Raw genomic sequence first — 15,204 nt, forward strand, 5'->3', positions numbered from 1 at the left:
TATCGCTTGTCAGAGATGCAGTGGCAACCACCAGCGATCGCTGCGCGGCAAATAAAGAGCGGAAGGGTCGTGCGACATGACGACGCGTTCGGCTTTTCCGGTGATGCGGTTTTCGTCGATGAAACCGATGAAGCGCGAGTCGTTGCTGTTGTCCCGGTTGTCGCCCATCACCATGACGAAGCCCTTGGGCACCGTCACCGGTGCAAAGCTCCTGGAGTGATTGAAGGCTGGCAGCCGTGCGACCTCGATGTCGGAGCTCGCGCGATGCTCGCGCCAGATCTCTTCGTCCAGCACGCCCATTTCAGTGGGCACGGGCCGGGACTCCTCGACCAGCGTGCGTTTCACCGGCGTGCCATTGATGATGAGAACGTTGTCCCACATCGACACCGTGTCGCCACCACGCGCAACCACCCGCTTGATCAGGTTCACCCCGTCGGCCGGGGAATCGAAGGTGACGACATCGCCGCGCGCGGGCTCGCTCCAGCGCACCACCTGGTGCAGCGTGAACGGAACCCGGAGGCTGTAAGCCAGCTTGTTGACCACAACCCGATCCCCGGCCCACAGCGTGGGATTCATCGAGGACGACGGCACGTAGTTCCAGTCGGCCGCAGCCGAACGGAACACGAGCATGAGGCCGATGAAGAGCACGAGGCCCTTCTGCTGGCGCCATAGTTGCGTGAGTCGCGACATGATCGATGCCTCTCGTGCGCCTTACAGCGTACGAGCGATCTCCTTGATTTCGAAGAACTCAAGCTGATCGCCTTCCTTGATGTCGTTGTAGTTCTTGAGCTTGATACCGCACTCAAAACCTTCGCGGACTTCGCGGACATCGTCCTTCATGCGCTTGATCGAGTCGACTTCGCCGGTGTAGATCACCACGTTGTCGCGCAGCAGGCGGAAATGCGCACTGCGGTTGACCGAGCCCGAGGTGACGTACGAACCTGCCACCGTGCCGATCTTCGAGGCCACGAACACCGTGCGGATTTCGGCCGAGCCGATGATTTCCTCGCGGCGCTCCGGTGCCAGCATGCCCGACATCGCAACCTTGATCTCGTCCACAGCGTCGTAAATGATGCTGTAGTAGTTCAGCTGCACGCCGTTGTTCTCGGCCAGCTTGCGCGCACCGGCATCGGCACGCACGTTGAAGCCGATCACGACCGCCTTCGAGGCGATGGCGAGGTTGATGTCGCTTTCGCTGATGCCGCCGACGCCGGCGTACACGATCTGCACCTTGACCTCTTCGGTCGCCAGCTTGAGCAGCGACTGGGCCAGCGCTTCCTGCGAGCCCTGCACGTCGGCCTTGATGATGATCCGCAGCGTCTGCACTTCACCGGCCGAGAGGTCGGTGAACATGTTCTGCAGGTTCGCGGCCTGGGCCTTCGCCAGCTTCGTGTTGCGGAACTTGCCGGCACGGTAGGTGGCGATTTCGCGCGCACGGCGCTCGTCGGCCATCACCATGAACTCGTCGCCCGCTTGCGGCACTTCGGTCAGGCCCTGGATCTCGACCGGGATCGACGGACCCGCGGTCTTGATGGACTTGCCGTCTTCGTCCAGCATGGCGCGCACGCGGCCATAGGTGGAACCGGCCAGCACCACGTCGCCGGTCTTGAGCGTGCCGGACTGAACCAGCACGGTTGCGACCGGGCCGCGGCCCTTGTCGAGCTGCGCTTCGATGACCAGACCCTTGGCGGCGGCATCCACCGGCGCCTTGAGTTCCAGCACTTCGGCCTGCAGCAGCACTTGCTCGAGCAGGTCGTCGATGCCCTGGCCCGTCTTGGCGGACACCGGCACGAACGGCACGTCGCCGCCGTACTCTTCGGGCACGACCTCTTCGGCCACCAGTTCCTGCTTCACGCGGTCCAGGTTGGCGTCGGGCTTGTCCACCTTGTTGATTGCAACCACGATCGGCACACCCGCAGCCTTCGCGTGCTTGATGGCTTCCTTGGTCTGGGGCATGACGCCGTCGTCGGCCGCCACCACCAGGATCACGATGTCGGTGGCCTGCGCACCGCGGGCACGCATGGCCGTGAAGGCCTCGTGACCCGGGGTGTCGAGGAACGACACCATGCCGCGTCCGGTTTCCACATGGTAGGCACCGATGTGCTGCGTGATGCCGCCGGCTTCGCCCGCTGCGACCTTGGCGCGGCGGATGTAGTCGAGCAGCGAGGTCTTGCCGTGGTCGACGTGACCCATGACGGTCACGACAGGTGCGCGCGGCAGGGCTTCGGCGGTTTGCGCCGACACGTCCTCGTCGGTGAAGGCTTCCGGATCGTCCAGCGCGGCAACCACCGCGTTGTGACCCATTTCCTCCACCAGGATCATGGCTGTATCTTGGTCGAGCGACTGGTTGATGGTCGCCATCTGGCCCAGCTTCATCAATTGCTTGATGACTTCGCCGGCCTTGACGGCCATCTTGTGCGCGAGCTCGGCCACCGTGATGGTTTCGGGCACGTGCACTTCGAGAATGCGCGCCTCGACCGGTGCGGCCGGTGCGTGCTCTTCATGACCGCCGCGGTCGTTGCCGCGACGGCCACGCGGGCCACCGCGCCAGTTGCCGCGACCGACACCGCCGCTGGCATCGCCGCGGGTCTTGATTTCCTTCTTCTTGGCAGGGTCGCCTGCCCAGCTCGACGAGAGCTTGGCCGACTTGACTTCCTTGCCGGCACCGGCGGCGCCAGGGGCTGCAGCAGCACCCGGTGCGGCCGGCGCGCCGGCGCGCGCTGCGGGCGCGGTCGGCTTGTGCAGCGTGCCCTTGACCGCGGCCTTTTCGGGCTGCGGCTTCTCGGGCGCCTTGTGCGGCACCAGCACGCGGGCCGGTGCGTTCATCATGGCGCGAATGGCTTCGGCCTCGGCGAGTGCCTTGCGGCGACGCTCGTCCAGGTCCTTGGCGCGGGCGGCTTCCTCGTCGGCACGGGCCTTCGATTCGGCGGCGGCCTTGGCCTTGGCGTCTTCCTTGGCTTGCGTGGCGGCGGTCTGGGCGGCCAGCTTGGTGTCGGCGGCCTGCTGTTCGGCGGCGGCTGCAGCAGCGACTGCGGCAGGCGCCTCGACCGGCTTGGCGGCTTCCTTCGCGGGCGTTGCAACGGCTGCAGCAGCGGCCTTCTTCTCGGCGGCGATGCGTGCGGCTTCCTGCTCTGCCTGTTCGGCGCGCTCGGCCTTTTCGGCCTGCTCGCGTTCACGGGCTTCGGCTTCTTCACGCAGGCGGCGCTTCTCGGCCAGCTCTTCTTCCTGGCGGCGGATCAGCTCGGCCTGGCGGCGCGCCTCTTCTTCGCGGCGGGCCAGCTCGGCTTCGTCGATGCGGGGGGCCGCGGGTGCGGCAGCCGGCGCTTCAGCCACCTGCTGCGTCTCGGGCGTGGCCGGGTGGCCTTCATCGCGCTGGATGAAGGTGCGCTTCTTGCGCACCTCGACCTGGATGGTGCGGGCGCGGCCGGTGGCGTCGGCCTGCTTGATCTCGCTGGTCGACTTCTTGGTCAGCGTGATCTTCTTGCGCTCGGGCTCGACGGTGCCATGGCTGGCTTTGAGGTGGCCGAGCAGGCGCTGCTTGTCAGCCTCGGTGAGCGCATCGGTGGCGGCCGCTTTGGGCACGCCTGCGCTCTTGAGCTGGTCAAGCAAGGTTTCGGGAGTCTTCTTGAGCTCGTTCGCGAACTCGGCGACAGTGGTACTGGACATATTGGTTTCGTGCCTCCATGACCATCACTCTTGGCCGGCGAACCAATGTTCGCGGGCTTTCAAGATGAGGGCTTTGGCGTCATCGGCGCTTTGGCCGGTGATCTCGGTGAGTTCATCGACCGCGAGGTCGGCGAGGTCGTCGCGGGTGTTCACACCCGCCTCGATCAGCTTGGGAATCAGCTCGGGGTCCAAGCCTTCGAGGTCGCGCAGATTCTGCGAGACGGTCTCGACGCCCTCTTCCTTGGCGATTTCCATGGTCAGCAGCGCATCCTTGGCACGCGAGCGCAGCTCATTGATGGTGTCTTCGTCGAAAGCTTCGATCTCCAGCATTTCGGAGATCGGCACATAGGCCACTTCCTCGAGGCTGTTGAAGCCTTCGGAGATCAGGATGTCGGCGATTTCCTCGTCGACATCGAGCTTTTCCATGAAGAGCTTGCGGCTGGCATCCGTTTCGGTCGCCTGCTTCTGGGCCGACTCGTTGGCGTCCATGATGTTGATCTTCCAACCAGTGAGGTCGGAAGCGAGGCGCACGTTCTGGCCGCCGCGGCCGATGGCGATCGCGAGGTTTTCCTCGTCGACCACCACGTCCATGGCGTGCTTTTCTTCGTCCACCACGATCGACGACACGTTGGCCGGGGCCAGGGCACCGATCACGAACTGCGCCGGGTCTTCGCTCCACAGCACGATGTCGACACGCTCGCCGGCGAGTTCGTTCGTCACGGCGTTGACGCGGGTGCCGCGCACGCCGACGCAGGTGCCGATCGGATCGACACGCTTGTCGTGCGAGAGCACGGCGATCTTGGCGCGCGAACCCGGGTCACGGGCGCAGCTCTTGATTTCGAGCAGGCCTTGCTCGATTTCGGGCACTTCCTGGCGGAACAGCTCGATCATGAACTCGGGGGCCGAGCGCGACAGGATGATCGGCGCGCCGCGCAGCGTCAGGTCGACCTCCATGATCATGGCCCGCACGCGGTCGCCGTTGCGCAGGTTTTCCTTGGCGATCATCTCGCTGCGGCGCAGGCGGCCTTCGACGCGCCCGGCCTCCACGATGATGTCGCCCTTGTCCAGGCGCTTGACGGTGCCCACGAAGATCTTGTCGCCGCGCGACATGAAGTCGTTGAGCAGCATCTCGCGCTCTGCGTCGCGGATCTTCTGCAGGATGACCTGCTTGGCGGCCATGGCGCCGATGCGGCCGATCGGCACCGAATCCACCGCTTCCTCGATGTACTCGCCGACTTCGATGTCGGACATTTCTTCCTTGGCTTCGAACAGGAGGATTTCCTGGTCGGGCAGCTGCAGGCCGGCCTCATCGGGAACGACGTGCCAGCGGCGAAAGGTTTCGTAGTCGCCGCTGTCGCGATCGACCGCGACGCGAATGTCCACGTCGCCCTGATGGAGCTTCTTGGTGGCTTGCGCCAGTGCGGATTCGACCGCGCCGAAGACGACGTCACGTTCGACGTTCTTCTCGCGCGAGATCGCATCCACCAACATCAACATTTCGCGATTCATGCCACCACTCCTCTGGTCAGTCCGAAACATTCGTTTCGTCGTCAATATCCGAAAAACCCTGTTGGGTTTTGGCCTTGCGGCCCTTGAAATCCACAATTGGCGCGAGCCGCGCATCGCGCAGCTCGTCCAGCACGAAGCCCAGCGCCCGCAACGGTGCAGGCGCGCGCTTCTTGCTCACTTTTTGACCCGGCTTGGGCTCGGGCGCATCGCTCCAGACGATTTGCCAGCCCGGGGCTGCGTCAGCCCCCTCTGCCTTTTCGGCACGCTCCAGCGTGCCGCGAAATTTCTTGCGGGTGGCAGACACCTGGCCCGCCGCCGCCGCGCCCATGGGCGCCTTGAGCGTGATGTCGATCACCTCGCCCACAAAACGTTCGAAATCCTGCTCGTTGCGCAACGGCCTGTCGATACCCGGCGAGGACACCTCGAGCCGCTTGTAATCGACACCATCGACCTCCAGCGCGAACTGCAGTTGCCGAGTCACCTTCTCGCAGTCTTCGACCGTCACGAAGGGCTCGGGCACACCGGCAGCCACAGCTTCAGAGGTGGGGGCCGTCCAGGGCAAATCAATCGTCACGCGCAGCAATCCCCCGGCCGAGCGCTCGATCTCGACCAGGTCGTAGCCGAGGCCGGCCACGGTTTGTTCCACTATTTGCTGCAATGCCACGTGTTCGAAGATGCCTTTTAAATACTGAATCCGCCGAATTCAATGCAACCTGCCCGCCGCAGATGCCGAATGCCACGAATGATCAAGAATGCATAGACCAAAAAAAACGGGCGGTTGGTACCCGCCCGTTTGGTCGTGAGCCTCGAATTATATGCTATTCGTGTGATAAATGAAGGGGCATTGCTGCTCAAACGGGCGCCAGACGGCGAGATTTCGACCAGACCACTGCAAATAGCACCGCGCCGAGCGCCAATGCCGCCGCCGCAACCAGCAGCGGCTGCTCGAAAGAGCCCGTGCGCTGGGCCAGCGGCGCGGCAAACAGCGGGCCGATGATCTGCCCCACCCCATAAGACGCCGTGGCATAGCCGATCAGCCCGGCTGCGGCATTGCCGCGCAGCCGGCGCGCTTCCCGCATCGCAAAAAGCGTGATGGCGGTGAATGGCATGCCGAGCAACAGGCTGCCCAAGGCAAAGCCGGCGATGGTGGGCCACGCCACCGACAGCACCACGCCGAGCGCCTGCAGTGCATAGGCCGCCGCGAGCAGCAACCGGTTGTCCCAATGGGTGGGCGCGCGGGCGCCGATCAGCGCGCCAGGAATGATGGCTGCGCCGAACAGCGGCCAGAAGAAATCGGGCCATGACGAACCCGGCAGCGCCTGGCGTGCAATCACAGGCAGGAATGTGGCGGTAATGATGTATCCGAAGCCCGCCAGCCCGTAGAGCGCGACCAGCCAGATCGCGTCGCTGCGCGCTGCCCCGGAAGCCGCCACACCGCCGGCCGAAGCAGGCGCCCCCGAGGCGCCACCGCTGCCGTGTGCCACTTCACCGTCGTCGAACACCCGCCAGATGACTGCGATGAGCACCACCGCCAGCAGGCCCAGGCCGATCCACCCCACTTCCGAACCCCAGCGCCCCAGGGCGCCGCCGAGCAGCCCGGTCATTGCGATACCGATACCCGGCCCGGTGTAGATCACGCCAGCCAATGTCGGCGCGTTCGTTTCTGCCAACCGCCGCAGGCCCCAGCCCGATGCGAACACGAAGACCCAGGCGCTCATCACGCCAGCGGCGGCGCGCAGGATGCCCCAGCCCGTGAAGCTGTGAAGCAGGCCCATGCCGATCAGCAATGCCGCGGTGGCGGCCAACCCGCCCCGGACCATGCTCGACGCCTTGATTCCGATGGCGGCGCAGCTGACGGCGCCAAGGAAATAGCCCAGGTAATTGAGCGACGCCAGCACGCCGCCCGCGGCCAGTTCCAGTTTTCCCTCGTGCAGCATGATGGGCAGCATGGGCGTGAAGGCGAAGCGCCCGAGGCCCATCGCCACCGCCAGCGTGACCATGCAGGCCAGCGCCGCGCGCCAGGCTCCCCGCCGGCCTTGTCCGTTTCCCGACATTTCTTGATCTCTCTTCGTTCTATTCCAGCAGCGCAGCCGCCACCAGTTTCTGCGTGTAAGGATGCGCGGGCGCGTCGAGCACCCGCTCGACCGGCCCGGTTTCCAGGATGGCCCCGTCCTTCATCACGATGACCTGGTGCGCCATGGCGCGGATCACCTCGACGTCGTGCGTGATCAGCAGGTAGCTCAGCCCCCGCTCCCGCTGCAGACGCTGCAGGAGGCCGAGCACCTGCTTCTGGATCGTCACGTCGAGCGCGCTGGTGGGCTCGTCGAGCACCAGCAGTTGCGGATCGACGATCAGCGCGCGCGCAATCGCCAGCCGCTGGCGCTGGCCGCCCGAGAACTCGTGCGGGTAGCGGTCGAGCAGCGAGGGAAATTGCGCCTCGGTCAGCCCCACATCGGCCAGCGCAGTGAGCGATCGGGCACGGCGCGCCTCAGTATCGAGTTCCGGCGCATGGACGCGCAACCCCTCCCCCACGATCTGCTCGACCGTCATGCGCGGCGAGAGCGAGGAGAACGGGTCCTGGAACACCACCTGCATCGTGCGGCGCAGGGCCAGGTCCGACGCGCGATCGACCGCCCAGCCCTTGCCCTCCACCTTCAGCTCGCCCCGGTGCTTCAGGAGCCCGAGCGCCGCGAGCGCCAGCGTCGACTTGCCCGAACCCGACTCGCCGACCACGCCCAGCGTCTCGCCCGGCACGATGCGGAAATCGGCGCCCTGCACGGCGACGAATTCGCCCTTGCGGAACCAGCCGGCAAGGCCCGGCCTGGACACCGGGTAGCTCACGCGCAAGGCTTTGGCTTCGAGCACCGGTGCGGCATCGGCCCGTGCGGCCACCGCCGCCACGTCGCGCGCCGGATGGCTGTCGATCAGCTTGCGGGTGTAGGCGTGCTGCGGGGCATCGAACACAGTGGCCACGGCGCCATGCTCGACGATGTGGCCGTTCTCCATCACCGCCACGCGGTCGGCAAAGCGGCGCACGAGATTCAGGTCGTGGGTGATCAGCAGCACGGCCATGCCGTACTTGCGCTGAAGGTCGGCCAGCAGCTCGAGGATCTGGGCGCGCACGGTGACGTCGAGGGCGGTGGTCGGCTCGTCGGCCAGCAGCAGGCGCGGCTTGCAGGCGAGCGCCATGGCGATCATGGCGCGCTGGCGCTGGCCGCCCGACAGCTGGTGCGGGAACGACCTCGCACGCCGCGCCGGCTCGGGAATGCCTGTGTCGGCGAGCAGCTGGACGGCGGCGGCCTGCGCGGCACGGGCGGACAGCCCCTCGTGCAGTTCGAGCACCTCGGCAATCTGGTCGCCCACCGAGTAGAGCGCGTTGAGCGCGGTCATCGGCTCCTGGAAGATCATCGCGATCTCCTTGCCGCGGATGCCTCGCAGCTCGCGCTCGGGGATCGCCAGCAGGTCGCGCGGACTCTGCGAGCCTTCGGGGCCGAAGAGTCTTGCGACACCGGCGAGATCGGCGTTCTGCACCAGCCGCAGCAGCGACAGTGCGGTAACGGTCTTGCCCGAGCCCGACTCGCCCACCAGTGCAAGCTTTTCGCCGGCGGCGATCTGGACGTCGACACCGTGCACCACCGCCTTGCCGCTGAAGGAGACCCGCAGGCCCTTCACGTCGAGCAGGGGACTTTTCGTTGTGATGCCGTTCACTTGTCGACCTTCCGCGGATCGAGCGCATCGCGCAGCGCGTCGCCCATGAAGGTCAGCAGCATCAGCGTGACGACCAGCACGCCGAAGGTGGACAGCGAGATCCACCAGGCGTCGATGTTGGCCTTGCCCTGGCTCAGCAGTTCACCGAGCGACGGCGTGCCGGGCGGCACGCCCAGCCCGAGGAAGTCGAGCGACGTGAGCGCCAGGATCGCCGCGCTCATCCGGAACGGCAGGAAGGTCACGACCGGGACCATGCTGTTGGGCAGGATGTGGCGCCACATGATCTGCAGGTTGCTCACGCCGAGGGCGCGCGCGGCGCGGACGTAGTCCATCTGGCGGTTGCGCAGGAACTCGGCGCGAACGTAGTCGGCCAACCCCATCCAGCCGAACAGGCTCAGCAGAATCAGAAGCAACGCCACGCTGGGCGCGAAGATCGCGCTGAAGATGATCAGCAGGTAAAGCTCCGGCATCGAACCCCAGATCTCGATGAAGCGCTGGAACGCGAGATCGATCTTGCCCGCGAAATAGCCCTGCACGGCCCCCGCCGCCACGCCCAGCACCGTGCCGATGGCGGTCAGCGCCAGGCCGAACAGCACGCTCACGCGAAAGCCGTAGATGAGCTGCGCCAGCAGGTCGCGGCCGCGATCGTCCGTGCCGAAGAAATTGTCGCCCGTCGGCGCGGCCGGGCTCGGCGCCTTGGCGAAGTAGTTGAGCGTCTTCGGTCCGTAGGGGTTGGGTGCGTAGATCGCCCAGTTGTCGCCCCGGGTGATGCGATCGCGGATGAAGGGATCGAGGTAGTCGGCCGGCGTCTCGAAGTCGCCGCCGAAGGTCTTCTCGGAGTACTCGCGCAGCACGGGGAAATAGGTGCGCCCTTCATAACGGAGAACCAGCGGCCTGTCGGTGGACAACACCTCGGCGAACAGGCTCAGCACCACCATCACGGTGAAGATCACCAGGCTCCAGTAGCCGAGCCGGTTGCGCTTGAAGCGAAGCCAGGCGCGGCGGCCGGGCGAGATGTGGGCGGTTGTCGTCTTCGGCGCGGGCGTGACGCCCACGTCGGCCGGTACGGCGATGGGCATGGCGCTTTCAGTCGAATTTGACACGCGGGTCTACCCAGACATAGCAAAGGTCGGAAATCAGTTTGGTCACCAGGCCGATCAGCGTGAAGAGGTACAGGGTGCCGAGCACCACCGGGTAGTCGCGGCGGATCACGCTCTCGTAGCCCAGCAGGCCAAGGCCATCGAGCGAGAACAGGGTTTCGATCAGCAGCGAGCCCGCGAAGAACGCGCCGATGAAGGCCGAAGGCAAGCCCGTGATGATCGGAATCAGCGCATTGCGGAACACATGCTTCCACAGCACCTGCCGCTCCCCCAGCCCCTTGGCCCGGGCGGTCAGCACGTACTGCTTGCGGATCTCCTCGAGGAAAGCGTTTTTCGTGAGCATGGCTGTCACGGCGAAGCTGCCGAGCACCATCGCCGTGATCGGCAGGGTGATGTGCCAGAGGTAGTCGACGATGCGCGCGCCCCAGCTCAGTTCGTCCCAGTTGGATGAGGTCAGCCCGCGCAACGGAAACCACTGCAACTGCCCGCCGAAGACCACCAGCAGCGCCACGCCGAGCACGAAGCCAGGAAYGGCGTAGCCAACGAGCACGATCAGCGTGCTGATCAGGTCGAAGCGCGTCCCCGCCCTCACCGCCTTGGCAACGCCCAGCGGCACTGCCACGCCGTAGCTGATGAAGAAGGTCCAGAGGCCGAGGCTGATCGACACCGGCAGCTTCTCGAGAATCAGCGTCCACACGTCCTTGTTCTGGAAGAAACTTCTGCCGAGGTCGAAGCGCGCGAACTGGCCGAGCATTTGCCAAAGGCGTTCGTGCGGCGGCTTGTCGAAGCCGTAGAGCGCCTTGATCTGCGCCAGCCGCTTGGGATCGACGCCCTGGTTGCCCCGGTAGGAGCCGCCGCCCGATTCGAAGCCGCCACCGCCGTCACGGCCCGCCGTTTTTGCCTCCGCCAGGTACTGTTCCACCGGCCCCCCGGGCACGAACTGGATGACGAGAAAAGTGACCAGCAAAACGCCCAGCAGCGTGGGAATGAACAGCAGCAGTCGTTTGAGTACATAGGAGAGCATTGGCCTGTTTCCTTCTCTTCTATGGCTTCGGCGGCTTGGCCCACCAGGTCCCCATGACCCAGTCTTCTCCACCGGCATACGGCGGCATCGGTGCCCTGAACGCCAGGCGCCAGTCGTCGTAGACGATTCGGTGCGAGGTCAGCGTCCACTGGGGAATCAGGTAGTGGCTGTGCATGACGACCCGGTCCAGCGCGCGGCACGCGGGCAGCAGGTCGGCCTTGGTGTCGGCATCGACGATGTCCTTGAGCAAGGCGTCGACCGCCGGCGTGGACACGCCCATGTAGTTGCCCGAGCTCTCCGTCCTGGCCGCCTTGCTGCCGAAGATCTCGAGCAGCTGCTGGCCCGGGTTGTTGGTGCCGGGAAAGTTGATGGTGGTGATATCGAACTCGAACCGGTCGAGCCGCTCCTGGTAGAGCGCGAAGTCGACAGTCGCGAAGTTCAGCGCGATGCCGAGCTTCTCGAGGTTGCGCATCCACGGCGACACCGTGCGAACCCCGCCCTCCTTGCTGTCGAGGTACTCCAGCCGCATGGCCTCGCCCTTGGCGTTGCGCAGTGCGCCGTCGCGGTATTCCCAGCCGGCTGCCTTCAGCAGGTCGCGCGCCCGGCGAAGGTTGCTGCGCAACGACTGGTCCGCGCCTTCGGTGGTGGGTGGAACGTACATGGGGCCGAAGCTGGCGTCGGGAATCTTGCCGCGCCAGGGTTCGAGCAGGGCCTTCTCTTCGGCCGAGGGCAGACCCTGGGCCTCGCAATCGGTGTTGCCGAACAGGTCCTTCACGCGCGGATAGCCGCCGTAGAACATCTGGCGGTTCATCCACTCGTAGTCCAGCGCGAGACCGAGCGCTTCGCGTACGCGCGGGTCCTTCAGCCTGTCGCGGCGGCTGTTCAACACGAAGCTCTGGAAGCCCGAGGGCTTCTTGTGCTGGAACTCCCGCTTGATGAGCTCGCCGGTGTCGAAGCGCTTGCCGTTCACCCGGCGCGCCCAGTCGCCGGCCGAATAGAAACTCATCATGTCGAACTCGCCGGCCTTCAGCGCCTCGAGGCGGGCCGTGTTGTCCTTGTAGATCTTGATGGTGATGCGATCGAAGTTGTGGGTGCCGCGGTTCACCGCCAGGTTGGCGCCCCAGTAGTTGGGGTCGCGCACGTAGGTGATGTCCTTGCCGAAGCGCACCGGCCCGATCTTGTAGGCGCCGCTGCCGATGGGGATGTCCATCACCACCTGGTCGAAGGGCTTGGCCTTGCCGTTCTCCACGCCCCATGCGCGGCTGAAGACCGGCAGGCCGCCGACGATCAGCGGCAGTTCGCGGTTCGGCGTCTTGAAGCGAAAGCGGATGGTGCGCCTGTCGAGCACGTCGGCGCCATCGACCTCCTGCAGCAGGGTCTTGTAGCCCGGCGAGGTGAAGGGGCCGATCAGCGTGTCGTAGCTGTGCTTCACATCGGCTGCTTCCACGGGCATTCCGTTGTGGAAGCGGGCCTCCGGCCGCAGCCGGAACGTCACGCTGCGACGGTCGGGTGCGACCGTCACGTCCTCCGCCAGCAGGCCGTAACCCGAGGCCGTCTCGTCCATCGAGCCGGTCAGCAGCGATTCGAACAGCAGGCTGTCGAGGTAGGCCGGCGGCGCTCCCTTGATGGTGAAGGGGTTGTACTTGTCGAAGGTCGAATAGCGCTGATTGCTCACGAGCCGGAGCTCGCCACCCTTCGGCGCCGCAGGGTTGACGTAGTCGAACGACGTGAAGCCCGGCGCGTATTTCAGGTCGTCCCAGAGTGCATATCCATGCGCCGCCCACACAGGAGCCGCACACACCAACAACCACCAGACCCGGAGAAACCGCATGCGAGAATTCTGCCCAAGATTTTCACGAGGCAACTTCATGGGCTTTCTTTCCGGCAAAAAACTGTTGATCACCGGTGTGTTGAGTAATCGCTCGATCGCTTACGGCATCGCCAAGGCGTGCCACGAACAAGGTGCGGAGCTCGCCTTCAGTTATGTCGGTGAGCGGTTCAAGGACCGTATCACCGAATATGCCGCAGACTTCGGCTCGAAGCTGATTTTTGACTGCGACGTGAGCGACGACGCGCAGATCGACAAGCTCTTCGCCGATCTCGCCCAAGCCTGGCCCCGATTCGACGGTTTCGTGCACAGTATCGGCTTCGCCCCGCGCGAAGCCATTGCAGGCGACTTCCTCGACGGTCTCTCGCGCGAAGGCTTCAAGATCGCACACGACATCAGCGCCTACAGCTTCCCGGCGATGGCCAAGGCGGCCCTGCCCTACCTCAACGACAAGTCGGCCCTGCTGACGCTGACCTACCTGGGCGCCGAACGCGCACTGCCCAACTACAACACCATGGGCCTGGCCAAGGCCTCGCTCGAAGCCTCGGTGCGCTACACCGCCGCCTCGCTCGGCCCGAAGGGCATGCGGGTGAACGGCATCAGCGCCGGCCCGATCAAGACGCTGGCCGCGAGCGGCATCAAGGGCTTCGGCAAGATGCTGGCGGCCGTGGCCGACGCCTCGCCGATCCGGCGCAACGTGACGATCGAGGAAGTCGGCAACGTGGCCGCCTTCCTGCTGAGCGACCTGGCCAGCGGCGTGACGGCCGAGATCACCTACGTGGACGGAGGCTTCAGCAATGTGGTCGGGGGCATGGCGGAGTAAGTTCGCATTCAAGGGCTTGCAACGTCCGCACAGCGGCCGCTCATCGCTATTAATTTCATAGCACATGCTGAATCGACGCTCCCTTCTGCTGCTGGCCGGTTTGGGCCTGCCCCTGGGCCGCGCGGCGTTCGCACGCAACGCCGCTCCGGCCCTGATGCTGGCCGAGGTCTACCGCCCCGGCATGTCGCTGGCCGACTACTGGGTCAGCGAGAAATACGACGGCGTGCGCGGCTACTGGGACGGCAAGCAACTCTGGACACGCGGCGGCGAACCCATCGCGGCGCCGGCCTGGTTCACGGCGTTGCTGCCAAGGCAGCCGCTGGATGGCGAACTGTGGGCGGGCCGCGGCCGGTTTGCGCATGCCGTGTCCACCGTGCGCAGCCAGACGCCGAACGATGTCGCCTGGCGCGAGATGCGCTTCATGGTGTTCGACATGCCGGCCCAGCCCGGCGACTTCACGGCGCGCCTGGCGGCCCTGCGCAAGCTGCTGCCGATCACCGACGCGCCCTGGGTCGTCCTGGTGCCGCAAGAGCGCGCCACCACGCACGCCGAGCTGCAGGCCCTGCTCGACAAGACGGTGAAGATGGGCGGCGAAGGCCTGGTGCTGCACCGCGGCGGCTCGCTCTACCGCGGCGAGCGCAACAACGACCTGCTCAAGGTCAAGCCCTATGACGATGCCGAAGCGCGCGTGGTGGGCCATGCGACTGGCAAGGGCAGGAACGGCAGCCGGCTCGGCGCGCTCGTCGTCGAGACACCTGAAGGCAAGCGCTTCAAGCTCGGCAGCGGATTGACCGACGCCGAACGAGAAAACCCGCCCGCCATCGGCAGCTGGGTCACCTACCGCTACAACGGCACCAATGCCAGCGGCCTGCCGCGGTTCGCGCGCTTCATGCGGGTGCGCGAAGACGCCCCGCACTCCTGAGCGATCAACTGCTCTTGCGAACGCAGTCGGCGTAGTAGCGCTTCTTGCCGGTCTCGTCGACACGCGCCACCAGGCCGTGGATGTCGGTCTCGAAGCCCGGGCACTGCAGGTTGAACTCGCGCGAGAACTTGAGGTAGTCGACGATCTTCTTGTTGAACACCTCGCCCGGGATCAGCAGCGGAATGCCCGGCGGATACGGCGTGATCAGGCTCGTGGTGATGCGGCCTTCGAGCTCGTCGATCTCCACGCGCTCGGTCTTGCGGTGCGCAATGTGGGCGAACGCGTCGCTCGGCTTCATCGCCGGCGTGAGGTCGCTCAGGTACATCTCGGTCGTCAGGCGCGCCACGTTGTAGCGTGCGTACAGCTGGTGGATGTGCTGGCACAGGTCGCGCAGGCCCAGGCGCTCGTAGCCCGGGTGCTGCTGGCAGAACTCCGGCAGGATGCGCCACATCGGCTGGTTGCGCGCGTAGTCGTCCTTGAACTGCTGCAGCGCCGTGAGCAGCGTGTTCCAGCGGCCCTTGGTGATGCCGATGGTGAACATGATGAAGAAGCTGTAGAGCCCGGTCTTCTCGACGATCACGCCGTGCTCCGCGAGGAACTTGGTCACCACGCTCGCGGGAATGC

12 protein-coding genes are annotated in these 15,204 nt (G+C 65.6%); 2 read left to right on the plus strand and 10 right to left on the minus strand.

Annotated features, from left to right (window positions below; genetic code table 11):
- Positions 1–9 precede the first annotated feature (9 nt).
- The 9 genes from lepB to AC1DXX_RS24275 form a co-directional block, all read right to left on the minus strand.
- Positions 10–690, minus strand: coding sequence for a signal peptidase I (lepB, locus tag AC1DXX_RS24235; RefSeq protein ID WP_478136759.1), 681 nt, complete (start codon positions 688–690; stop codon positions 10–12).
- Between the two features lie 21 nt (positions 691–711).
- Positions 712–3,666: a translation initiation factor IF-2 gene (gene infB / locus AC1DXX_RS24240; RefSeq protein WP_478136760.1), complete on the minus strand. Its 2,955-nt coding sequence runs from the start codon at positions 3,664–3,666 to the stop codon at positions 712–714.
- A gap of 24 nt (positions 3,667–3,690) precedes the next feature.
- The gene (gene nusA / locus AC1DXX_RS24245; RefSeq protein WP_478136761.1) at positions 3,691–5,175 is read right to left on the minus strand and encodes a transcription termination factor NusA; all 1,485 of its coding nucleotides are present in this window, start codon (positions 5,173–5,175) and stop codon (positions 3,691–3,693) included.
- Between the two features lie 16 nt (positions 5,176–5,191).
- Complete coding sequence (gene rimP / locus AC1DXX_RS24250) at positions 5,192–5,839, minus strand: ribosome maturation factor RimP (RefSeq protein WP_478136762.1); 648 nt, start codon at positions 5,837–5,839, stop codon at positions 5,192–5,194.
- A 187-nt stretch (positions 5,840–6,026) separates the two neighbouring features.
- The gene (locus AC1DXX_RS24255) at positions 6,027–7,229 is read right to left on the minus strand and encodes a YbfB/YjiJ family MFS transporter (protein ID WP_478136763.1); all 1,203 of its coding nucleotides are present in this window, start codon (positions 7,227–7,229) and stop codon (positions 6,027–6,029) included.
- A 19-nt stretch (positions 7,230–7,248) separates the two neighbouring features.
- Complete coding sequence (locus tag AC1DXX_RS24260) at positions 7,249–8,883, minus strand: ABC transporter ATP-binding protein (protein ID WP_478136764.1); 1,635 nt, start codon at positions 8,881–8,883, stop codon at positions 7,249–7,251.
- On the minus strand, positions 8,880–9,962 hold the full coding sequence (locus tag AC1DXX_RS24265; RefSeq protein WP_478136765.1) for an ABC transporter permease: 1,083 nt from the start codon (positions 9,960–9,962) through the stop codon (positions 8,880–8,882). Before AC1DXX_RS24265 ends, AC1DXX_RS24260 begins: the two co-directional genes overlap by 4 nt.
- A 7-nt stretch (positions 9,963–9,969) precedes the next feature.
- The gene (locus AC1DXX_RS24270; protein WP_478136766.1) at positions 9,970–11,007 is read right to left on the minus strand and encodes a microcin C ABC transporter permease YejB; all 1,038 of its coding nucleotides are present in this window, start codon (positions 11,005–11,007) and stop codon (positions 9,970–9,972) included.
- 19 nt (positions 11,008–11,026) lie between these two features.
- Positions 11,027–12,838 carry an extracellular solute-binding protein gene (locus AC1DXX_RS24275; protein ID WP_478136767.1) on the minus strand — a complete coding sequence of 604 codons (1,812 nt, stop codon included), beginning with the start codon at positions 12,836–12,838 and terminating at the stop codon, positions 11,027–11,029.
- Positions 12,839–12,875: 37 nt separating this feature from the next.
- Between AC1DXX_RS24275 and fabI the strand changes: the two genes are divergently transcribed.
- Together fabI and AC1DXX_RS24285 are read left to right on the plus strand one after the other, a co-directional pair.
- Positions 12,876–13,658, plus strand: a complete 783-nt coding sequence (fabI, locus tag AC1DXX_RS24280) for an enoyl-ACP reductase FabI (protein ID WP_478136768.1) — start codon at positions 12,876–12,878, stop codon at positions 13,656–13,658.
- Positions 13,659–13,722: 64 nt separating this feature from the next.
- The gene (locus AC1DXX_RS24285) at positions 13,723–14,580 is read left to right on the plus strand and encodes a DNA ligase (protein WP_478136769.1); all 858 of its coding nucleotides are present in this window, start codon (positions 13,723–13,725) and stop codon (positions 14,578–14,580) included.
- A gap of 4 nt (positions 14,581–14,584) precedes the next feature.
- On the opposite strand, the gene AC1DXX_RS24290 is transcribed toward AC1DXX_RS24285, so the two are convergent.
- The coding region (locus AC1DXX_RS24290) for an Orn/Lys/Arg family decarboxylase (protein WP_478136770.1) at positions 14,585–15,204 on the minus strand (620 nt) is incomplete at its 5' end.

The organism is Variovorax sp. P4_B10, from assembly GCF_056402375.1.